The sequence below is a fragment of the Streptomyces sp. NPDC085481 genome, from assembly GCF_044541845.1.
In the GTDB taxonomy this organism is placed as follows: domain Bacteria; phylum Actinomycetota; class Actinomycetes; order Streptomycetales; family Streptomycetaceae; genus Streptomyces.
This window is the reverse complement of record NZ_JBITTJ010000010.1, coordinates 147497-169095: the sequence shown is the minus strand read 5'-3', so window position 1 is coordinate 169095 and position 21599 is coordinate 147497. Positions and strand designations below refer to the sequence as shown.

Here is a 21599-nt window from a genome sequence, read left to right as displayed (position 1 = left end):
GAGCGTCCTACGCGGTCCACTCCGACCAGGACATGTTCCAGCCGTTGAGGCCGTTGTCCGGCTGGATCTGCTTGTCCTTGGAGTTCTTCACGATGACCACGTCGCCGATCAGCGAGTGGTCGTAGAACCACGCGGCGGGCATCGAACCGTCGCCGGCTCCGCGGGCGTCCCGCAGACCGACGCAGCCGTGGCTCACGTTGGACGAGCCGAAGGTCGAGGCCGAGGCCCAGTAGTTGCCGTGCACGAAGGTGCCCGAGGTGGACAGACGCATCGCGTGCGGCACGTCCTTGATGTCGTACTCGCCGCCGAAGCCGACGGTGGCCCCGTTCATACGGGTCACCTTGTACTTCTCGCTGATGACCATCTGACCGTTGTACGTGGTCGTGGACGGCGCGCCCGCGGTGATCGGCAGGCTCTTGATGATCTTGCCGTCGCGCTCGATCTTCATGGTGTGCGCGGAGGCGTCCACCGTGGAGACCTGGCGGCGGCCGATGGTGAAGGAGAAGGTCTTCTTCTGCTTGCCGTACACGCCCGGGCGGCCCTCGACGCCGTCCAGGTTGAGCTTCACGGTCACCTTGGTGCCCGCGGCCCAGTACTCCTTGGGCCGGAAGTCGAGCCGGTCGTTGCCGAACCAGTGGCCCTCGATCTCCACCGCCGGCTCCGCCGTCACCTTGATGGCGCGCTCGACGGCCTCGGGGTCGGTGATGCCACGGGTGAAGTTGATGGAGACCGGCATGCCGACGCCGACGGTCTGGCCGTTCTCCGGCTTGTAGTGGCCGACGAAGGTGTTCTTCGGCGTGAGCGTGGAGAAGGTGGTGTCCTTCGCCGACTCACGGCCCTCGTTGTCCTTGGCGATCGCGTGCACCTTGTACTGGGTGCTCGCCGACAGGTGGCCGACCGGCTGCCAGCTGCCGCCGTCGGCGGAGATCCTGCCCTCGACCGGGTTGCCCTCGGTGTCGGCGACGGTGACCGTGGTCAGCTTGCCCTGATCCGCCGTCACCTTCAGCGCGCCGCTGGTGGCGACCGCGTCGGCGCCGTCCTTCGGAGCGATCGTGACGACGGCCTGCGAGGCCGCGTTCTCCTGCTTGCCCCCGCCGCCGGTCGCCGGGTCCTGGCCCCCCTTGCCGCCTCCGGTGGCGTCGCCGCCACCGCACGCGGTCAGTACGAGGAGCAGCGCTCCCGTCGCCACGGCCCCTAGGCGGGCGCCACGACGCCGTCGTCCGGCGGTCGCTCCGGATATCGGCTGCCCGTTCACTATGGTTTCTCCCCTCACGCGACCCGGCACTGCCTGGGCCCCACCCCCGTGCGCATCCTCCCGCGCACACGGCGTTAGATAATCACACCGGAAGACACGAAAGTTCCACGCGAATGTCACCGTTCAGTCCCAGTTGGCGCGGGGTGTGCACAGGTCGCGCGGCTCACCGCAGGGCGGAACCGGCCTTCCACCGTTCCCAGCCCATGTTCCAGCCGCCGAGGCCGTTGCCGGGGTCCACCGTCTCGTCGCGCGAGTTGACGACCTCCACGACGTCCCCGATGAGGGTCCGGTCGAAGAACCAGCCGGCCGGGGTGTCCGAGCCGCCGCCCTTCTCGTCGCGCAGTCCCACGCAGCCGTGGCTGACGTTCGCCGAGCCGAAGGTCGACGCCGAAGCCCAGTAGTTGCCGTGCAGGAAGGTCCCGGAGTCGGTGAGCCGCATGGCGTGCGGCACGTCCTTGATGTCGTACTCGCCGCCGAAACCGACCGTGCGCCCGTCCATCCGGGTCACGTCGTACAGCTCCATGACCACCATCTTGCCGTTGTACGTGGTGGTCTTCGGCGCCCCGGCCGTGATGGGCAGGGTGGTCAGGAGCTCGCCGTTCTTGTGGATCTCCATGGTGTGCTTCTCGGCGTCGACCACGGAGACCTGCGAGCGGCCCACGGTGAAGCCGACCGTCTTGCGCTGGATGCCGTACACGCCGGGCGCGCCCTCGACGTCGCGCAGGGCGAGCTCGACGGTGACCTTCGTGCCCGGCTGCCAGTACGCGGCGGGGCGGAAGTCGAGCCGGTCCTTGCCGAACCAGTGGCCGGCGACCTCCACCGGCGGGTCGGAGGTGACCTTGATGGCGCGCTCGACCTCGGCCCGGTTCTCGATGGCCCGGTTGAAGGAGAAGGAGACGATCATGCCGGTGCCGACCGTGGAACGGTTCTCCGGCTTGAAGTAGCCGATGAAGCGGTGCTCGGGCACCACGGTGGTGAAGGTGGTGTGCCGCGCGGAGCGGCGGCCGTGCGCGTCGAGGGCGACCGCGTCCACGCTGTACTTCGCGGCCAGCGCGAGCCGGGCGTCCGGCCGGGGCCGCCAGCGCAGCCCGTCCGTGGAGATCTCCCCGGCCACCTCGGTCCGCTGCGCGTCCTCCACCTGGACGACCGTCACCCGCTCCAGGCGCCCGCTGCCGATCCTCACCTCCAGGGGCCCCTCGGCCGGCACGCCGCGGGTGCCGTCCTCCGGGCTGACCCGGATCACATCGCCCGGGGCCCGCGCCTTCCCGGGGAGTGGCAGTTCGAGGGCGCCACCGCCCCCGCCCTCCCCGTCTGCTCCGGAGCAGCCCGCGAGGCCCGCCAACAGTCCCGCCACCGCGAGGGCGTACCCCGCCCGCTTCAGTACAAGTCTCACGCTCAGCCCAACGACGGCCACCCTCCAGGGGAAACGTGCGTGCGGGTCATGTTGGGAGCACGGCCGTGCGGGCAGAACAGGTGGGAGGACCACGCGCGGGGAGCCGCGGCCGGGACGCCCCGGCTCTCGCGACGGGGCCCGGGAGAGCCGCGGGAGGCCGGGACGTGTCGAGCGCAGCCGAGCAGGAGGCGGTACGGGAGCATGCCCGGGCCCGGGTGGGGCCGGGCCCGGTGGTGTGGCCGGGGGTGCCGACACCGCTCGGCGCGCGCTGCCGGGTCGGTCCCGACGGGGTCGCGGGCACCAACTTCGCGCTGTGGGCCGGGGGCGCCGAGGCCGTCGAGCTGTGCCTGTTCGACGCCGCGGGCACCGAGACCCGGCTCGAACTGACCGAGCTGACCCATGAGATCTGGCACGGCTTCGTGCCCGGCGTCGGCCCGGGGCAGCGCTACGGCTACCGGGTGCACGGCCGCTGGGACCCGTGGACCGGGGCCCGCTGGAACCCGGCGAAGCTGCTCCTCGACCCGTACGCGCGGGCGGTCGACGGCGACTTCGCGCTCCCGCCCGAGGTGTACGGGCACGTACGGGACTGGCCGCAGCAGCACGTGGCCGACACCGTCCGCGACGAACGGGACTCCGCGCCGTACGTCCCCAAAGGGGTGGTCGTCCAGGACGACGACGACTGGTCCGACGACCGCAGGCCCAAGACGCCCTGGCCGGACTCCGTCATCTACGAGCTGCACGTGAAGGGCTTCACCGCGCGACACCCCGGCATCCCCGAACACCTGCGCGGCACGTACGCGGGCCTCTCGCACCCGGCCGCGATCGAGCACCTCCAGCGGCTCGGGGTGACGGCGGTCGAACTGCTCCCGGTGCACCAGTTCGCGCACGAGGACCACCTCCTGCGGCGCGGCCTCAGCAACTACTGGGGCTACAACTCCCTCGGCTACTTCGCTCCGCACGCCGGCTACTCCTCGTCCGGTACGGCCGGTCAGCAGGTCGGCGAGTTCAAGCGGATGGTGCGGGCGCTGCACGCGGCCGGGATCGAGGTCATCCTCGACGTCGTCTACAACCACACGGCCGAGGCCGGCGAGCTCGGCCCGACCCTGTCCCTCAAGGGGATCGACAACCGCGGCTACTACCGGCTCCAGTCCGACGCCCGGCGCTACGCCGACTACACCGGCTGCGGCAACACCCTGCACGTGGTGCAGCCGCAGGTGCTGCGGCTCATCACCGACAGCCTGCGCTACTGGGTGACCGAGATGGGCGTGGACGGCTTCCGCTTCGACCTGGCGGCGGCCCTCGCCCGGTCCTTCCACGACGTCGACATGCTCTCCCCCTTCCTGGCCGTCATCGCCCAGGACCCGGTGCTGCGCCGCGTCAAGCTGATCGCCGAGCCCTGGGACGTGGGCAACGGCGGCTACCAGGTGGGGTCCTTCCCGCCCCTGTGGACCGAGTGGAACGACCGCTACCGGGACGCCGTAAGGGACTTCTGGCGCGGCGCCCTGCCCGACGTACGCGACCTCGGCTACCGGCTCTCCGGCTCCAGCGACCTGTACGCCTGGGGCGGGCGGCGCCCGTACGCCTCCGTCAACTTCGTCACGGCCCACGACGGCTTCACCCTGCGCGACCTCGTCACCTACGAGCGCAAGCACAACGAGGCCAACGGCGAGGGCAACCGGGACGGCACCCACGACAACCGCTCCTGGAACTGCGGCGCCGAGGGCGAGACCGACGACCCCGAGGTCAACGCCCTGCGCCGGCGCCAGCTGCGCAACCTGATGACGACACTGCTCCTGTCGACCGGAGTGCCGATGCTCGTCGCGGGCGACGAGATGGGCCGCACCCAGGGCGGCAACAACAACGCCTACTGCCAGGACAACGAGATCGGCTGGCTCGACTGGACCCTCCCCGAGGAGCCCGGCCGCGCCCAGCTCCTCGCCCTGACCCGCCGTCTGCTCGCCCTGCGCCACCGGCACCCGGTGCTGCGCCGCCGCGCCTTCTTCTCGGGCCGGCCCCAGGGCGCGGACGGGCTGCGGGACCTGGCCTGGTTCACCGCCGAGGGCGCCGAGATGACCGAGGCCGACTGGTACGCCCCCGCCGCCACGCTCGGCCTCTATCTGTCGGGCCGCGACATACCGGGCCGTGACGCGCGCGGCGAGCAGGTCACCGACGACAGCTTCCTCGCCGTCCTGCACGCGGGCCACCGCCCGGTGGAGTACCGGCTGCCGGGTCCGCCGTGGGCGGAGTCGTACGAGAAGGTCGTGGACACCGCCCTCGAGGACCAGACCGGGGTCCCGGGCACGGTCCACCGGGGCGGCGGAACGATCACGGTGGCGGGGCGGTCGGTGGTACTGCTGCGGGTGGGGGGCTGAGAGCGCCCCTGCCGTTGGCCCCCCTACCGGCCACCGCGGCGCGACGGCGGTGGCCGGCGGGGGGAATGGCACGCGGCGATCCGCCGTCCCCCGTGGACCGCCTGCGTGCTCGACCAGTCTCCGCGGCGGGATCCGGTCTGTCTTTGGCCCTGAGCGCACGGGTCATTGACTCTGCGTGCACTCCCGGTACTCGCTGGGGCTGCATCCGTACGCCGCCCGGAAGGCACGGCTGAAAGCGGCCTGGTGGCGGAAGCCCCAGCGGCTGGCGATGTCGTGGACGGGGGTACGGCGCTGGGCCGGGTCGGCGAGGTCCTGGCGGGCCTTGTCGAGGCGCAGGCTCCGGATGAGGGCGGCGACGGTGACGCCGCGCTCTTCGTGGAGGCGGTGGAGGTAGCGCACCGAGACGTGGTGGGCGGCGGCGATGACGGAGGGCGACAGGTCGGGGTCGGCCAGCCTGCGGCGGACGAAGTCCTGGACGCTCAGCAACAGGGCCCTGCGGCGGCTGTCGGGTGCGGCCGCGGCGTCGGCGTCGAGGCGCTGGGCGGCGGCCCCGGCGAGGAGGTCGAGCAGCACGGTCTCCAGGCGCGGGGCGTCGGCCGGGCGGTAGGCGGCGGCGTCGGTGACGACCTGGACCAGGAACCGGGCGAGCAGCGCGCCGAAGCCGGTGTCGCCGGGCAGGCGCAGAGCGAGCAGCCGGTCGGCGTCGCGGGCGGGCAGGGGCAGCAGTGCCTTGGGGAAGTGGGCGATGATGTGGTCGAGCCGTCCGTCGGGCTCGGTGCCGTCGCCGCGGGTGCCGCCCTGGAAGGGCCGCGAGGAGTCGAAGACCAGCATGTCCCCGGCGCCGAGGGCGGTCTCACGGCCGTTGTGGTCGAGCCACATGGCGCCGCTGACGGTGAGAGAGAGCTGGTAGTAGCCGGGGTCGCTGCGGGCGATGAGCCGGGGGGTGCGGGCGACGGTCATCGACGGGTAGCGCATGGCGGTGACCTGGACGGCGCCGAGGTCGACGGCGCGGGCCTCGGCACGGAAGTCGTCGGCGTGCTCGCTGTGCATGGTGGTGGCGAGCAGCGCGCCGGCCGTCAGGTCGTGCCAGTGGTCGAAGCGCTCGCGGGGCGGGAGCGCTTCGGTGGCGAAGTGGTGGACGTCCATGACTCCCCCGGGTCTCGCTCCGGTTCAGGCGGTGGGGCTGGTTCAGGCGGTGCGGCGGGGTCAGCGGTGCGGCCCGGTTCAGGCGGCGCGGCCGGTTCGGCCGGTGCAGCCCGTGCAGCCCGTGCGGCCGGTGCAGCCGGTTCGGCCGAGGGTGCCGCGCTGATGGCCGACGGCGACCGCCGCACCCCTGTCCCTGGCACCCAACTTGCCATAGATGTGGGTCGGACGGGTCTTGACGGTGGCTCGCTGATGAAGAGTTCGGCCGCGATCCCGCGGTGGGAGGTTCCCCGGGCGACGAGTTCGAGCACTTCCCGCCACGACCTCCCCGGAAAACCACGTGAGGCCTGTCAGGGGTGAACCGTAGGCTCGGCCCTGATGCCCCCGGAACACGAACCCACCGAAAGCACGCCCGGCCACTCCGCCGTGCGCTCGCTGCTGCGCCTGTGGCCGTACGTACGCCCCGTGCGGGCCCGGCTGTTCACCGCCGCGTTCGTCGCGATCGTCGCCTCCTGTCTGTCGCTCGTCATCCCCCTCGTCCTGAAGTGGCTGGTGGACGGTCCGGTCGCGGACGGCGACGCGACCGGGGTGTGGCTGGGCGCGCTGTACCTGCTGCTGCTCGGCATCGCGGAGGCCGTGCTGTTCGGCTTCCGGCGATGGCTGGTGGCCCGGCCGCTCGCGGGGGTCGAGGCGGGGATGCGGGCCGACCTGTACCGGCACCTCCAGCGTCTGCCGATCGCCTTCCACGACCGATGGGCGTCAGGACAGCTCCTCTCGCGCGGCACGACGGACCTCATGATGGTCCGGATGTTCCTGGCCTTCCCGCTGACGTTCCTCCTCGTCAACGGCGTGACGATCCTGGTCGGTTACGCCGTGCTGCTCGCCCAGGACTGGTCGCTCGGCCTGGTGCTGCTCACCCCGGTCGCCCCGATGGTGGTCCTCTGCTCGGTCTTCGAGAAGCGGTACGCGGTGGTGGCGCGCCGGTCGCAGGACCAGGTGGGCGATCTGACGACGGTGGTCGAGGAGAGCGTGCTCGGCATCCGGATCGTCAAGGGCTTCGGCCGCCACCGCAGCCAGGCGGAGGCGTTCCGCTCCCTCGCGGAGCGGCTGCGCACCACGGAGCTGGGCAAGGCGCGGCTGCTCGCCGGGATCTGGGCACTGATCACCCTGCTGCCCGAACTGGCCGTGGGCGCCGCCCTGGTGATCGGCACGGTGCAGGTGGCGGACGGGGACCTGTCGGCGGGCACGCTGGTGGCGTTCCTGTCGACGGCGCTGGCCCTGCGCTGGCCGGTGGAGTCGATCGGCTTCCTGCTGGCGATGAGCCAGGAGGCGGCGACGGCGACCGAGCGGTACTTCGAGGTGATGGACACCCCGGAGGAAACGGAGACGGAAGGCAGCACCGCCGCCGGCCCCGCCGACGGGGTCCGCTTCGAGAACGTCACCTTCCGCTTCCCCGACGCAGCACCGGACGCCCCGCCGGTCCTCGACGGCGTCGACCTGCACATCCGCCCGGGCGAGACCCTGGCATTGGTCGGCGGGACCGGTTCCGGCAAGACCACGCTCACCGCGCTCGTACCGCGGCTGCACGAGACGAGTGGCGGCCGGATCCTGCTCGACGGCGAGGACATCACGCTCATGCCCCGGGAGCGGCTGCGCTCACTCGTGGCGGTGGCGTTCGAGGACCCGACCCTGTTCTCGGCGAGCATCGGCGAGAACGTCCTGATGGGGGCGGACGAGAGCGCGGCCGAGCCGGAGCTGTCGCGCGCGCTCGCCGTAGCCCAGGCGGACGGCTTCGTGGGCCGGCTCCCCGAGGGCACCGCGACCCAGGTGGGCGAACAGGGCCTCAGCCTCTCGGGCGGCCAGCGACAGCGCCTGGCCCTTGCCCGGGCGGTGGTCGGCCGCCCCCGCTTCCTGGTCCTGGACGACCCCCTGTCCGCCCTGGACGTCCACACCGAGGCCCGCGTCGAGGCGGCCCTGCGGGAGGTCCTGCGGGGCACCACGGCCCTGGTGGTGGCCCACCGCCCGTCCACGGTCCTCCTGGCGGACCGGGTGGCCCTGCTGTCCGGTGGCCGGATCACGGCGATCGGCACCCACCACGAACTACTGCGCGAGAGCCCGGAGTACGCCTGGCTGATGTCCGGCGAGAGCACCGAGGAGTGGCGGAACCGATGACGGACGCGACCACGAACAGGACGACGCCCCCCGACACCTCCAGCCCCGCGGAGACCCCGGCCCCCGCGGACCCCTTCGACCAGGACGACCTGCCCGTCGCCCCCGGGGCGACCGGCCGTCTCCTGCGCTCCCTCCTCCGAGCACACCGGCCCCGGGTCGTCGTGGCGGCGCTGGTCCTCCTCGTCCAGCAGGCGGCCCTGCAGGCAGGCCCGCTGCTCGTGGCGTACGCGATCGACCGGGGCGTCCCCGCCTTCCGGGCCGGGGACCACGGACCGCTCGTCGCCGTCGCCCTCGGCTACCTGGGCTGCGCGGCGGCCGGCGCGCTGCTCCAGTACGTGTTCATCCGCGTCGCCGCCCAGGTCAACCAGGACGTGCTGTTCGATCTGCGCGCCCGGATCTTCCGGCACGCGCAGGCCCTCAGCATCGACTTCCACGAGCGCTACACGTCCGGCCGGCTGATCTCCCGGTCCACCACGGACGTGGAGTCCCTCCGCGAACTGCTCTCCGAGGGGCTCCAGGAGCTGATCGGGGTGGTGCTCTCCTTCCTGTCGATCTCGGCGATGCTGCTGTGGCTGGATCTGGGCATCGGCGCGGTAGCGGTCGCCTCCTTCGTACCGCTGTACCTGCTCGTGCGGCTCTACCGCCGCCGCTCGGCCGCCGTGTTCGCGGTCCGCTCCACGGCCGTCGCCGAGGTGATCGTGAAGTTCGCGGAGACGATGAACGGCATCCGCCCGGTACGGGCGTTCCGCCGGGAGCGGGCCAACGACGCCGAGTTCGCGGTCCTCAACCACCGGCACGCACGCAGCAACGGCGACGCGCTCCTGGAGATGGCCCGCTATGTGGTCGGCTCCCGGCTGGTCGCGAACACGGCGGTCGCCGGAATGTGCCTGTGGGGTGCGTGGCGGGTGGCCGGCGGCACGCTGGAGCTGGGCGTGCTCGCGGCGGCGGTGCTGTACGTGCGCCGCCTCTACGACCCGATCGACCGCCTCGGCATGTTCCTCAACTCGTACGAGTCGGCGGCGGCCTCGCTCGCCAAGATCGCGGGCCTGCTGGCCCAGGAGCCGGGGGTCCCGGAGGCGGCCGCGCCGCGGGAGCTGCCGGCGCGGTCCGGGCGGCCGGGGCGCGAGGTGGTGTTCGAGGGGGTCGGGTTCGCGTACCGGACGGGCGGCGAGGTGCTGCCGCGCTTCGACCTGACGATCCCGGCGGGGCAGACGGTCGCGGTCGTCGGCTCCACGGGCGCGGGCAAGTCGACGCTCGCGAAGCTGCTGGCCCGCTTCTACGACCCGACGGAGGGCCGGGTGCTGCTGGACGGGGTCGACCTGCGGGAGCTCGCGACGCCCGAACTGCGGCGGGGCGTGGTGATGGTGACGCAGGAGGCGTTCCTGTTCTCGGGGACGGTCGCGGAGAACATCGCGATCGGCCGGCCGGAGGCGAGCCGCGAGGAGATCGAGCAGGCGGCGAAGGCGATCGGTGCGCACGACTTCATCGCGGGCCTGCCGGACGGATACGACACGGACGTCCGCAAGCGCGGTGGCCGGATCTCCGCGGGCCAGCGTCAACTGGTGGCCTTCGCACGGGCGCTGCTGGCGGATCCGGCGGTGCTGATCCTGGACGAGGCGACCAGTTCGCTCGACGTGCCGGGCGAGCGGGCGGTGCAGCGGGCGATGGACACGGTGCTGGCGGGCCGTACGGCGGTGGTGATCGCGCACCGCCTCTCCACGGTGGAGGTCGCGGACCGGGTCCTGGTGATGGAGTCGGGCCGAGTCGTCGAGGACGGCTCGCCGGCGGAACTGGTAGGCGGCGAGGGCCGGTACGCGGGGCTGCACAGGGCCTGGCGGGACAGTCTGGTGAGCTAGGTCCACCACGCCCCGGTCCCAGGCGGAACTTCTTCGTCTCCGGCGAGGTCGCCGCCTTCGTGAACGACGAGCGGAACCGCGGCTCGGGTGAACCACTCCGCGCTGAAGGAGCGAACCGAAAGGAACCGGCCACGGCCGACGCGAACCGGTCGACCGGTTCCCACCCCTGCCCATCATTCGGGACGGGCGGGGCTACGCCGGAATCCCCCCGCGGCGCAACCCCGATCCGGCCTGCGGAGAACGCCGGACGACCTTGTGGTGAACGGTCGGGGAAACGTCCGCTTAACGAACACGCACCTTCGGACAACGGACGATTTCCGGCCAACTTGTTGACGCGCTCCTGACAGGCGACGGTCACAACTGCCACTCTTCCCCCGGTCCTTCGCACCAACGTTCAGCGCATCACCCGTACGTGCTCCACAGCTCTGTTTGCTCTGCCCGGGAGGCGTGACCCAGTCACCCGGTACCCCCCTCGCAAAAGGAGTCTGCGTGAGATCCACGCCCAGCCGTCGCGCCACCGCGACCGGCGCTCTGATCGCTGCCGCCGCCATGATCGCCGTCGGTGTGCAGACCGGTTCCGCCTCCGCCGACGACCAGTGGGGCATCGCCCCCAAGGCGCAGGCCGCCGGCAAGGCCAACCCCGGCAAGCTGCCCGCCGACCTCTCGCCGGCCCAGCGGGCCGCGCTGATCAAGGCTGCCCAGGCAGACACCGCCGCCACGGCCAAGCAGCTGGGCCTCGGCGCCCAGGAGAAGCTGGTCGTCCGCGACGTCGTCCAGGACCAGGACGGCACGACCCACACGCGCTACGAGCGCACGTTCGCGGGTCTCCCCGTCCTCGGTGGCGACCTCATCGTCGCCGAGACCAAGGCGGGCGCCACCACGTCCGTCTCCAAGGCAACGCGCGCCGACATCACGAAGGTGGACACCTCCGCCACCCTCGCCCCGGCCGCCGCCGAGAAGCAGGCGCTCGGCCGCGCGAACGCCGAAGGTGCCAAGAAGACCAAGGCCGACCGCGCCCCGCGCAAGGTCGTGTGGGCCGCCGACGGCACCCCCGTCCTCGCCTACGAGACCGTCGTCGGCGGCCTCCAGCACGACGGCACCCCGAACGAGCTGCACGTCGTCACGGACGCCAAGACCGGGGCCAAGCTCTTCGAGTGGCAGGCCATCGAGACCGGCGTCGGCAACACGATGTACAGCGGCCAGGTCACCCTCGGCACCGCCCCGTCGTACACCCTGACGGACACGGGCCGCGGCAACCACAAGACGTACAACCTCAACGGCGGCACCTCGGGCACCGGCACGCTGTTCACCAACAGCACCGACACCTGGGGCAACGGTCTCCCCTCCAACAAGGAGACCGCGGGCGCCGACGCGCACTACGGTGCCGCGCTCACCTGGGACTACTACAAGAACGTGCACGGCCGCAGCGGCATCCGCGGTGACGGCGTCGGCGCGTACTCCCGGGTCCACTACGGCAACGCGTACGTCAACGCGTTCTGGTCCGACTCCTGCTTCTGCATGACCTACGGCGACGGGTCCGGCAACACCAAGCCGCTGACCTCCATCGACGTGGCCGCGCACGAGATGACGCACGGCGTCACCTCGAACACCGCCGGCCTGGTCTACAGCGGCGAGTCCGGCGGCCTCAACGAGGCCACCTCGGACATCTTCGCGGCGGCCGTCGAGTTCTACGCCAACAACGCCCAGGACAAGGGCGACTACCTGGTCGGCGAGAAGATCGACATCCGCGGCAACGGCACCCCGCTGCGCTACATGGACAAGCCGAGCAAGGACGGCTCGTCCAAGGACTCGTGGTACTCGGGCCTCGGCGGCATCGACGTCCACTACTCCTCGGGCCCGGCGAACCACTGGTACTACCTGCTCTCCGAGGGCAGCGGCACCAAGACGATCAACGGCGTCACCTACGACTCGCCGACCTCCGACGGCCTGCCCGTCACCGGCATCGGCCGTGACAAGGCCTCGCTGATCTGGTTCAAGGCGCTCACCACCAAGTTCAGCTCGAACACCAACTACGCCGGCGCCCGCACGGGCACCGTCGCGGCGGCCACCGAGCTGTACGGAGCGGGCAGCCCCGAGGTCACGGCCGTCGAGAACGCCTGGGCCGCGATCGCCGTGGGCTCCCGTCCCGGCGGCCCCGGCGGCGGCACGGTGTTCACCAACGACGCCGACGTCTCCATCCCGGACAACAGCACCGCGGTGACCTCCTCGCTGACCGTCTCCGGCATCACGGGCAACGCCCCGAGCAACCTCTCCGTCGGTGTGAACATCGTCCACACCTACATCGGTGACCTGGTCGTCGACCTCATCGCCCCCGACGGCTCGGTCTACAACCTGCACAACCGGTCCGGCGGCAGCGCCGACAACATCAACCAGACCTACACCGTGAACGCCTCCTCCGAGGTCGCCAACGGCGTCTGGAAGCTCCGCGTCCAGGACAAGGCCGCGATCGACACCGGCTACATCAACAGCTTCAAGCTGACCTTCCCGTAAGGGGCGGCCACGCCGGAAGTGAAGTGATCTGACGGACGCCCGGAGGGAACGTTCCCTCCGGGCGTCCGCGCGTCTGCGTAGGGTGGCCTGATGATCAGGGTGTTGCTTGCGGACGACGAGGCGGTGATCCGGGCCGGGGTGCGGGCCATCCTCGCCACCGACCCGGGGATCGAGGTGGTCGCCGAGGCCGGCGACGGCCACGAGGCCGTCGAGCTCGCCCACCGACACCGGCCCGACGTCGTCCTGCTCGACATCCGGATGCCGCGGCTCGACGGGCTCGGCGCCGCCGAGGAGCTGCGGCGCACGCTGCCCGAGGCGGCGGTCGTCGTGCTCACCACCTTCTCCGAGGACGCGTACGTCGAGCGGGCGCTCGGCAGCGGCGTGAGCGGATTCCTGCTGAAGTCCGGCGACCCGCGCGAACTGCTCGCGGGGGTACGGGCGGTCGCCGAGGGCGCGGCCTTCCTCTCCCCCGCCGTCGCCCGCCGGGTCATCGACATGCTCGGCGGCGAGCGCTTCGCCCGGGCGGCCGAGGCCCGCAGCCGGCTCGCCCCGCTGACCGGGCGCGAGCGGGAGGTCGTCGCGCTGGTCGGGGCGGGCCTGTCCAACCAGGAGATCGCCGAGCGGCTCCATGTGGTCGAGGCCACCGTCAAGGCCCATGTCAGCGCGGTCCTCGGGCGGATCGGGCTGCGCAACCGGGTACGGCTCGCGATCCTCGCGTACGAGGCCGGTCTGGTCCCCGATGCGTGAGCCGGCCCGTGCGGCCGCCCCTGAGGCCGCCCGGGAAGCAGCCCGGGAGGCCACCCGGGAGCGTGCGCGTGAGCGGGCCTTCGACGTCCTGCTGTGGCTGCTGCTGTGCGTGCCCGTCCTGCTCATGTCCGACCCGAACGACGGCGGGTCCTGGACCCGGGTCGCCGTCGGCGTGGTGCTGCTCGCGGGCTGCGTGGCGCTCGGCCGGCGGTGGCCGCTCGCGCCGCTGGTGCTCACGGTCGCGGCCTCCCTGGCCACCAGCCCGGAGCTGTTCACGCCCTCGTACGTCCTCGCCCTGGTCGCCTTCGGCTACCTCGACGGGCGCCGCCAGGAGGGGACCCGGCCGGCGCTGTGGCTGTTCGCGGTGGTGCCGGTGGCGGGGTTCGTCCTCGTACGCGCGACCGGCAGACCGCTCACCTACTGGTTCGCGCTGCTGCTCTCGCTCGCCCTCGCCGTCGTCGCGCCCTGGCTGATCGGGCGTTACGTCCGGCAGTACGACCGGCTGGTGCGCAGCGGCTGGGAGCTGGCCGACCGGATGGAGCGCGAGCAGGCGGCGGTCGCCGACCGGGAGCGGCTGCGGGAGCGGTCCCGGATCGCCGGCGACATGCACGACTCCCTCGGCCACGACCTCGCCCTGCTCGCGCTCCGCGCCGGCGCCCTGGAGCTCGACCCGGCGCTCGGCCCGGCCCAGCAGCGGGCCGCGGGCGAACTGCGCCGGGCGGCGGCGGACGCGACGGGGCGGCTGCGCGACATCATCGGCGTCCTGCGCGAGGACGACGAGGCCGCCCCGGTCGCTCCGCCGGACGAGACGGTCGCCGACCTGGTGGCCCGCGCCCGCGCGTCGGGCATGACGATCACCCTCGCCGACGCCCCTGAACCCCCGTCCCCGATGACGGCGCGGGCCCTGCACCGGGTGGTCCAGGAGGGCCTCACCAACGCGGCCAAGCACGCGCCGGGGGCGACGGTCGCGGTCGTCGTGGAACGCGACGAGGGGACGGTCCGGGTACGGGTGACGAGCGGGCCGGCGACGTCGGGAGGCGCCGGGCCGACGGGCTCGGGCGCCCGGCCGGCGGATGCGGCGGACGGACCGTCCTCCGGGCTCGCGTCCGGCGGGACCGGGCTGGTCGGGCTCGACGAGCGGGTGCGGCTCGCGGGCGGCTCGCTCGGGCACCGGCCCACCGGGGAGGGCGGCTTCGCCCTGTCGGCGGAGCTGCCCCTGCGGGCCCCCGCGGCGCGCCCCGCCGCCCCCCGGTCGGCCCGCGAACTGGACCTGGCCCGCCGTCAGGTCCGCCAGGGCCTCGCCCGGGCCATCTGGATCCCGCTCGCCCTGCTCGCGGCGCTCGGCGTGCTGATGGCGGGGGTCGCCCTCTACACCCAGCACCAGTCGTATCTGGAGCCGGAGGACTACGCCCGGATCCGGCTCGGCCAGACCCGGGCGGACCTCGGCGACCTGCTCCCGGACCGCCCTCTGGACGGCCGCCCGCAGAAGGCGCCGGCCGAGCCGCCCGGCTCGGACGAGTGCCTCTACTACCGCTCGACCATGCTGGCGGCCGTCCCGGTGTACCGGTTGTGCTTCACCGGCGGGCACCTCGCCGGCAAGGCGCGGGTGCCCTGAGGCGCGGCCCGGGCGGCGGCGCGCCCTGCCCCGCGCGGCGGATCCGGGCCGGACGGGCCTAGTTCGGGTTCCCGGCGTGGGTCAGGGTCTCCCAGGAGACGAAGTAGTTGTCCGTGCCCGCGGGCCTGCGCCCCTCGGTGTAGGTCCCGGTGTTGGTCATGCCGATGCCGAGGCGGTGGTGCAGGGCGTTGTAGCCGACCTCGGTGACGGCTCCCAGGCCCTTCTTCACGGTGCCGCCGCACAGCCAGGAAGGGACGGCCGTCCCGTTCTCGTACTTCGTGTGGAAGCCGAGCGCGTGCCGGAGCCGTTCGGAGACCTGCGGGTAGAGGTCCTGGCCCTGGATGCGGCTGGTCTCGGCGGTGTGGACGGCGGCGGCGATGCCCCAGCCGGTGTGGCCGAAGTCCCGGCAGGTCTCCTGGGAGATGCCGTCGGCGAAGGTGCTCTGGCCCTGCCAGTACTTCACGATCTCGTCGCGGGTGTCGATGGAGCTGTCGGGCGGCGGCTTGGGCGTGCTGCCGTCACTGGCGAGGTAGAGGTAGGCGGGGACCCGGCCGAGGTAGGTGGCGACCGCCTTGTCGTAGGCCGCGCGGTCGTCCAGGTGGACGGCGATGCCCATCGCCGCCTCGGTCATGATGAGTTCCCAGTTGCCGTTCTTGGTCAGGGCTGCGCCGCCCGACACCTCGGGCAGGTAGACGTTGCGCAGCATGGTCGCGAAGCGGCCGGCGTTCGGCCAGCCTCCGGTGTAGGTGTGCTTGACGAGCTCGGCTGCGCGGGGCCAGGAGGAGCCGGCCCAGCCGGTCTGGAGCGGGGCGTTGGAGTTGGTGTGGTCCTTGATCACGGCCGACCAGGCGTCCATGATCTCGATCGCCTTCCTGGCGTGCCGGGCGTCGCGGGTGAGGTACCAGGCGAGGGCCTGGGTGTACGCGGCGACGGCGTCCTGGCGTTCGTCGGTGCAGCCGTTGTTCGGGTTGGAGGAGGAGCCGCACTCGACGATCGCGCGCGGCTTGGGGGTGCGGGTCAGTGAGGCGTAGGAGCTCGCCATCATCTGGTCGTAGGCACCCTTCCAGGGCTGGGCGCCTGCCTGCACCCTGGACCGGACGAAGTCGAGCTGGGAGGCGCTGACGAGGACGCCGGGGTGGGTGAAGGCGGCGGGGGCGGCGGGTGCCGTCTCCGCCGCGCGGGCGGCGGAGACGGGGTCCGGTCCGGCGGCGGCCGTCGGGGCCACGGTGAGGGCGAGGGCCGCCGCCAGGGTGGCGACCAGGGCTCGGAGACGCATGGGTGGGGGGTACCTTTCGTTCGTCCATGTGAACGCAGGTCGGGAGAATGAACTCCGCGTCGAGCGTGGAACTTAGAGGCACTCCATGGACACGTCAAGAGCACTGGTCCGGACCATTAGCGCAGCAGCACGCCGCCCCGCTCCCCGCTCGTCTCCGCCGGCAGCGTCACCAGGCCGAGCTCGGCCGGGTGGGCCAGCAGCGGATGGGTCGGCAGGACGCGGACCGTCGAGCCGAACGGGCCCGTGCGGTCCAGGGAGAGGACCCCCGCGTACGGGATACGGCCCTCCAGGTCAGGCCCGCCCGCCGGCTTGAGGACGCTCGTGCGGGCGTCGAGCAGCCGGTCGTCGGCGTCCACACGCCCCGTGACGGCCTGCACCTCGACGTCCTCGGGCCGCAGCTCCCCGAGCGCCACCCGGACCCGCACGGCGGGAGTCGCGCCGAGCTCGGCGTCCTCCAGGTCGTCACCGACCTCGACATGGTCGACGGACACCTTCGGCCATGCCCCGCGCACCCGGGCCTTCCAGGCGGCGAGTTCGCGGGCCGCGGCCGGGGCGAGCGCCCGGTGGGCGGCGGCAGCGGGGGCGTACAGGCGTGTCACGTACTCGCGGACCATCCGGTCGGCGAGCACCTTGGGCCCGAGGTCGGTCAGGGTGCGCCGGACCATCGCGGTCCAGCCGGCCGGCACCCCGTCGGGGCCGCGGTCGTAGAACCGGGGGGCGACCCGGCGTTCGATCAGCTCGTAGAGCGCGGCGGCCTCCAGGTCGTCGCGGCGCTCCTCGTCGAGCGCCGCGGCCCCGTCGGCGGTCGGGATCGCCCAGCCGAAGTCGGGCTCGAACCACTCGTCCCACCAGCCGTCCAGCACCGACAGGTTGAGGCAGCCGTTGAGCGCGGCCTTCATCCCGCTGGTCCCGCAGGCCTCCAGGGGGCGCAACGGGTTGTTGAGCCAGACGTCGCAGCCCGGGTAGAGCCCGCGGGCCATGCCCATGCCGTAGTCGGGCAGGAAGACGATCCGGTGCCGCACCCGCGGGTCGTCGGCGAACCGGATCAGCTCCTGCACGAGCTTCTTCCCGCCGTCGTCCGCCGGGTGCGCCTTGCCCGCGACGACCAGCTGCACCGGCCGCTCGGGGTGCAGCAGCAGGGCCCGCAGCCGGTCCTTGTCGCGCAGCATCAGGGTGAGCCGCTTGTACGAGGGGACGCGGCGGGCGAATCCGATGGTGAGGACGTCGGGGTCGAGGACCGTGTCGGTCCAGCCGAGTTCGGCGGCCGCCGCACCACGCTGCCGCCAGGAGGCCCGTAGCCGCTGCCGTACGTCGGTGACGAGCCGCTCGCGCAGGGTGCGGCGGAGCTCCCACAGCTCCCGGTCGCCCGCCTCGGGGCCGAGCCGGGCGACTTCGGGGGCGGTCCAGGTGGGCGCGTGGACGCCGTTGGTGACGGAGGCGAGGGGGATCTCGTCGGATTCGAAGCCGGGCCAGAGCCCGGCGAACATGGCGCGGCTGACGGCGCCGTGCAGGGTGGAGACCCCGTTGGCGCGCTGGGCGAGCCGGAGCCCCATGGCGGCCATGTTGAACACGCCGGGCTCACCGCCGAGCGGGGTCTCGTCACCGAGGGCGAGGATGCGGCCGACGTCGACGCCGGGCAGCGCGCCGTCCTCGCCGAGGTGGCGGGCGATCAGGGACCGCTCGAAGCGGTCGATGCCGGCGGGCACGGGGGTGTGCGTGGTGAACACGGTGCCGGCCCGGACGGTCTCCAGGGCGGCGTCGAAGTCGAGGCCCTGCCCGGCGAGTTCGCGGATGCGTTCGAGGCCCAGGAAGCCGGCGTGGCCCTCGTTGGTGTGGAAGACCTCGGGCGCCGGGGTGCCGGTGAGCCGGCCGTACATGCGCAGCGCGCGGACGCCGCCGATGCCGAGCAGCATCTCCTGGAGCAGCCGGTGCTCGCTGCCGCCGCCGTACAGCCGGTCGGTGACCTCGCGTTCGCCGGGGGCGTTCTCCTCCACGTCCGAGTCGAGCATGAGGAGCGGGACCCGGCCGACCTGCGCGGTCCAGATGTGGGCGTGCAGGCTGCGTCCGCCGGGCAGGGCGAGGGTGACCCGGGCGGGGGCGCCGTCGGGTTCGCGCAGCAGGGTGACGGGGAGCTCGCCGGGGTCGAGGACGGGGTAGTGCTCCTGCTGCCAGCCGTCGCGGGAGAGGGACTGCCGGAAGTAGCCGTGCCGGTAGAGCAGTCCGACGCCGATGAGCGGGACGCCGAGGTCACTGGCGGCCTTGAGGTGGTCGCCGGCGAGGATGCCGAGGCCGCCGGAGTACTGGGGCAGGGCGGCGGTGATGCCGAACTCGGGCGAGAAGTACGCGAGGGAGGCGGGCAGCTCGCCGGGCTGCCGCTGGTACCAGCGGGGCTCGGTCAGATAGCGGTCGAGGTCCTCGGCCGCGGCCCGCAGCCGGGCCAGGAAGTCCTGGTCGGCGGCGAGGGCGGCGAGCCGCCCGGCGTCGATGGCGCCGAGCGCGCGGACGGGGTCGCCGTCCGCGGCCCGGAGGCCCACGGGGTCGACGGCGTCGAAGAGTTCACGGGTGGGTTCGTGCCAGGACCAGCGCAGGTTGCGCGCCAGGTCGGCGAGGGGTCGAAGGGTGTCGGGGAGGACGGGACGCACGGTGAATCGACGGATTGCCTTCACGTGTTCCACCTTCGCAGGGTGTGACGGAGCGGAGCGGAAGCACCACGCTGTGCATCCGTGGTTGCCGCCCGGAAGGCTAGGCGACGGGCGCGGGTCCCGCCACGGCGCGTGCGGGGAGGTACGGCGGCCCGTAGGGGGAGCCCAGGTTGACGGTGGCCGGGTCGAAGGCGCCCGTGGCGGCGTAGCGGCAGGCGATGGCGGCGAGTTCCTCGGCCGGGATGACCTGGTGGATGTCGGTGAAGCCGTGCGGGGCGCGCTGGTGGGCGAGGTGGATGACGGCCTCGGGGCCGAGCTGCCGGTTGGCGTGCTGGAGGGCGGTGGTGACGGGGCGCCGCTCGCTCTCGTACGCGTGCAGGGCCTCGGCCGGGTCGGGGTGGGCGGCCAGGGCGTGGGCGAGGGCGCGGGCGTCGACGATCGACTGGCTGGCGCCGTTGGAGCCGATGGGGTACATGGCGTGGGCGGCGTCGCCGATGAGGGTGGTGCGGCCGTGGGTCCAGCGGTCGAGCGGCTCCCGGTCGACCATGGGGTACGCGTGCGAGGTCTCCGCGGCGCGCAGCACCTCGGGCACACGGACGCCACCGAACTCCCACCCCTCGTAGTGGTGCAGGAAGGTGTCGACGTCCGCGGGCCTGTTCCAGTCCCCGAGCAGGCGCTCCTCGAAGACGCCCTCGGCGGGCCGGGCGAGCGCCCAGTTGACCAGGACCGGGCCGCCGGGCCCCGCGGGCCGGGTCATCGGGTAGACGACGGCCTTCTGCCGGTCGTCCCCGGCGATGAGCATGAAGGAGCCGACCGCCGCCGCGGGCATTCGCGAGACCCCGCGCCACACGACCGTCCCGTTCCACGAGGGCCCCGCCTCGCCCGGGTTGAGCGCGGCCCGGACGGCCGAGCGGATGCCGTCGGCGCCGACGAGGACGTCCGCCTCCAGGGAGGCCCGCCCGCTGCGGCCGCCGTCCCGGTGCTCCAGGCTGAGCCGGGGCCGCCCGTCGGCGAGCACCTCCACCCCGGTCACCCGTACGCCGGGGACGAGGGCGGCGGGCCCGAGCCGCTCCCGTACGGCGTCGCCGAGCACCTGCTGGAGGTGGGCGCGGTGCACCGACAGCTGGGGCCAGCGGTATCCGGCGCCCAGGCCGCGCGGCTCGCGGGAGATCAGCCCGCCGGAGCGGTGGTAGTAGCGCAGCTCGCGGGTGCGCAGGGCGGCGCCGGACTCCAGGGCGCCGAGCAGTCCGAGCGCGTCGAGCTCGCGAACGGCGCCGGGCATGAGGTTGAGCCCGGCGCCGGCCGGCCGCAGCGCCCGGCCCGCCTCGACGACGGTGATCCGCTCGAAGCCGGCGGCGTGCAGGGCGAGCGCGGCGGTGAGCCCGGCGACGCCGCCGCCGGCGATGACGATGTGGGGGGTCATGGGGTCTCCTGCGTCAGGCGCCGGCGCGGCGCACCAGCGTCTCGTTGTCGCGGGTCAGGTCGAGGATCGAGCGCAGCAGGGCGACGGGGGCGCCGCCGCTGCCCTGGTCGTACAGCCGCAGGTCGTCCCGGTAGGCCTTGCGGGCGAGGGTGAAGTGCCGGGCCCGGAAGGACTTGAGGATCCGAAGGACCCGGGCGAGCGAGCGGGCCGAGGCGGCGAGCTGCGGGGGCAGCCGTTCGACGCTCTCCCAGCTGATCGCGGCGGACAGCTTGCTGACGGCGGACACCCCGCCGCTGTGCCGGGCGTGGAAGGCCCGCCAGGACGGCAGCGCGTACGGCAGGGAGTCGGCGAGGAAGGCGTCGTAGTCGGCGTGCGAGCGGTCGCACTGCCACAGCGTCAGGTCGACCAGCCAGAGCGGGACCTGGGAGGCGGCGGGGCCGAGGTAGTCGCGGCCGTCGACGTCGATCTCCTCGAAGTAGGGCCGCAGGGTGCGCGCGAAGTACTCGGGCGAGACGTTGGCGACGGTGACGTCGATGGCGTCCACGATGGTCCGGACGAGTCGGGCGGTGCGGTCGAGCGCGAGCGCGAAGCCGGGGTCGTACGGCTCCAGGCGGGCGATCCGGGCGCAGTCGTCGAGCGCGGCGACGAGCCCGGGGAACGCCATCCGTACGGACTCCTGGAGCTGGGCCTCCATGACGTGCCCGGTGTAGGTGCGCCGCCGGGTGCCGGCCGGGTTCCAGGCCGTGTAGTGGTGCACGGTGTCGCGGGGCACCATGTCGGTGCGCCGCCCGATGAGTTCGAGGACGGGCAGCACCTCGGGAACGGCGGCGACGGGCTGGACGCCGTGCCGTTTCAGCGAGCCGAGCAGGATGCCCAGGTCCCGCATGGCGGCCAGTGCGTCGGCCACGCTCCATTCGGCGGCCCGGTCGAGGTCGGGGACGAGTGCGCGCAGGGCGACGGTGAGCGCGGCGACGTCGGCGTCGGCGTTCATCGCGGGCACCGCGGCGAGCAGGGCGTCCGCGCCGAGCGGATCGGCGGCGCGGATGTCGGCTATCCGGTAGCGCGGGTCTCGGTCGAGTCCGGGCACGACGAGGTCGTACAGCGTCACAGCAGGCCCCCTCGGGAGAGGTAGGTGAGTGGTGGGGTGGCGGACCGCTCGGGCGGTCGGCGTTATGCGCCCACCCGGGCCTGGCG

At 73.1% G+C, this 21599-nt stretch carries 13 protein-coding genes and 1 pseudogene; 6 read left to right on the top strand and 8 right to left on the bottom strand.

The window, feature by feature from the left end; genetic code table 11:
* Nucleotides 1-7 precede the first annotated feature (7 nt).
* Entirely contained in the window at nt 8-1255 is a 1248-nt protein-coding gene (locus ACIGEZ_RS21910) for an Ig-like domain-containing protein (protein ID WP_399833524.1), read from the bottom strand.
* A gap of 163 nt (nt 1256-1418) precedes the next feature.
* The gene (locus ACIGEZ_RS21905; RefSeq protein ID WP_399833522.1) at nt 1419-2648 is read right to left on the bottom strand and encodes an Ig-like domain-containing protein; all 1230 of its coding nucleotides are present in this window, start codon (nt 2646-2648) and stop codon (nt 1419-1421) included.
* A gap of 164 nt (nt 2649-2812) precedes the next feature.
* Between ACIGEZ_RS21905 and glgX the strand changes: the two genes are divergently transcribed.
* Nucleotides 2813-5020, top strand: a complete 2208-nt coding sequence (gene glgX, locus ACIGEZ_RS21900) for a glycogen debranching protein GlgX (RefSeq protein WP_399833520.1) — start codon at nt 2813-2815, stop codon at nt 5018-5020.
* Between the two features lie 162 nt (nt 5021-5182).
* On the opposite strand, the gene ACIGEZ_RS21895 is transcribed toward glgX, so the two are convergent.
* Both ACIGEZ_RS21895 and ACIGEZ_RS21890 read right to left on the bottom strand, forming a co-directional pair.
* Nucleotides 5183-6166 (bottom strand): helix-turn-helix domain-containing protein, encoded by a 984-nt coding sequence (locus ACIGEZ_RS21895; protein WP_399833518.1) that lies wholly within the window; start codon nt 6164-6166, stop codon nt 5183-5185.
* Nucleotides 6167-6310: 144 nt separating this feature from the next.
* A pseudogene (locus tag ACIGEZ_RS21890) lies at nt 6311-6480 on the bottom strand (response regulator transcription factor); the annotation flags it as partial.
* A gap of 61 nt (nt 6481-6541) precedes the next feature.
* On the opposite strand from ACIGEZ_RS21890, the gene ACIGEZ_RS21885 reads away from it, so the two are divergent.
* From ACIGEZ_RS21885 to ACIGEZ_RS21865, 5 genes are all read left to right on the top strand, one after another.
* Nucleotides 6542-8335, top strand: a complete 1794-nt coding sequence (locus ACIGEZ_RS21885) for an ABC transporter ATP-binding protein (RefSeq protein WP_399833516.1) — start codon at nt 6542-6544, stop codon at nt 8333-8335.
* Nucleotides 8332-10191 carry an ABC transporter ATP-binding protein gene (locus ACIGEZ_RS21880; RefSeq protein ID WP_399833513.1) on the top strand — a complete coding sequence of 620 codons (1860 nt, stop codon included), beginning with the start codon at nt 8332-8334 and terminating at the stop codon, nt 10189-10191. Before ACIGEZ_RS21885 ends, ACIGEZ_RS21880 begins: the two co-directional genes overlap by 4 nt.
* A 489-nt stretch (nt 10192-10680) precedes the next feature.
* Nucleotides 10681-12702 carry a M4 family metallopeptidase gene (locus ACIGEZ_RS21875; RefSeq protein WP_399833511.1) on the top strand — a complete coding sequence of 674 codons (2022 nt, stop codon included), beginning with the start codon at nt 10681-10683 and terminating at the stop codon, nt 12700-12702.
* Nucleotides 12703-12792: 90 nt separating this feature from the next.
* Nucleotides 12793-13449: a response regulator gene (locus ACIGEZ_RS21870; RefSeq protein WP_399833509.1), complete on the top strand. Its 657-nt coding sequence runs from the start codon at nt 12793-12795 to the stop codon at nt 13447-13449.
* Nucleotides 13442-15064: a sensor histidine kinase gene (locus tag ACIGEZ_RS21865; RefSeq protein ID WP_399833507.1), complete on the top strand. Its 1623-nt coding sequence runs from the start codon at nt 13442-13444 to the stop codon at nt 15062-15064. The genes ACIGEZ_RS21870 and ACIGEZ_RS21865 overlap by 8 nt, the downstream gene beginning before the upstream one ends.
* A 58-nt stretch (nt 15065-15122) precedes the next feature.
* Here the strand turns inward: ACIGEZ_RS21865 and ACIGEZ_RS21860 are convergent, their stop codons facing one another.
* From ACIGEZ_RS21860 to ACIGEZ_RS21845, 4 genes are all read right to left on the bottom strand, one after another.
* Nucleotides 15123-16340, bottom strand: coding sequence for an alginate lyase family protein (locus tag ACIGEZ_RS21860; RefSeq protein ID WP_399833505.1), 1218 nt, complete (start codon nt 16338-16340; stop codon nt 15123-15125).
* Between the two features lie 116 nt (nt 16341-16456).
* On the bottom strand, nt 16457-19006 hold the full coding sequence (gene glgP / locus ACIGEZ_RS21855) for an alpha-glucan family phosphorylase (protein ID WP_399833503.1): 2550 nt from the start codon (nt 19004-19006) through the stop codon (nt 16457-16459).
* Nucleotides 19007-19082: 76 nt separating this feature from the next.
* Nucleotides 19083-20405 carry an FAD-dependent monooxygenase gene (locus ACIGEZ_RS21850; RefSeq protein WP_399833501.1) on the bottom strand — a complete coding sequence of 441 codons (1323 nt, stop codon included), beginning with the start codon at nt 20403-20405 and terminating at the stop codon, nt 19083-19085.
* Nucleotides 20406-20418: 13 nt separating this feature from the next.
* Nucleotides 20419-21513: a monodechloroaminopyrrolnitrin synthase PrnB family protein gene (locus tag ACIGEZ_RS21845; protein WP_399833499.1), complete on the bottom strand. Its 1095-nt coding sequence runs from the start codon at nt 21511-21513 to the stop codon at nt 20419-20421.
* Nucleotides 21514-21599: the final 86 nt, after the last annotated feature.

Bases quoted from the DNA above. Each gene is read 5' to 3' on its own strand.
- ACIGEZ_RS21895 (WP_399833518.1), bottom strand. From the start codon at position 6,166: ATGGACGTCCACCACTTCGCCACCGAAGCGCTCCCGCCCCGCGAGCGC.
- ACIGEZ_RS21885 (WP_399833516.1), top strand. From the start codon at position 6,542: ATGCCCCCGGAACACGAACCCACCGAAAGCACGCCCGGCCACTCCGCC.
- ACIGEZ_RS21880 (WP_399833513.1), top strand. From the start codon at position 8,332: ATGACGGACGCGACCACGAACAGGACGACGCCCCCCGACACCTCCAGC.
- ACIGEZ_RS21870 (WP_399833509.1), top strand. From the start codon at position 12,793: ATGATCAGGGTGTTGCTTGCGGACGACGAGGCGGTGATCCGGGCCGGG.
- ACIGEZ_RS21865 (WP_399833507.1), top strand. From the start codon at position 13,442: ATGCGTGAGCCGGCCCGTGCGGCCGCCCCTGAGGCCGCCCGGGAAGCA.
- ACIGEZ_RS21860 (WP_399833505.1), bottom strand. From the start codon at position 16,340: ATGCGTCTCCGAGCCCTGGTCGCCACCCTGGCGGCGGCCCTCGCCCTC.
- ACIGEZ_RS21850 (WP_399833501.1), bottom strand. From the start codon at position 20,405: ATGACCCCCCACATCGTCATCGCCGGCGGCGGCGTCGCCGGGCTCACC.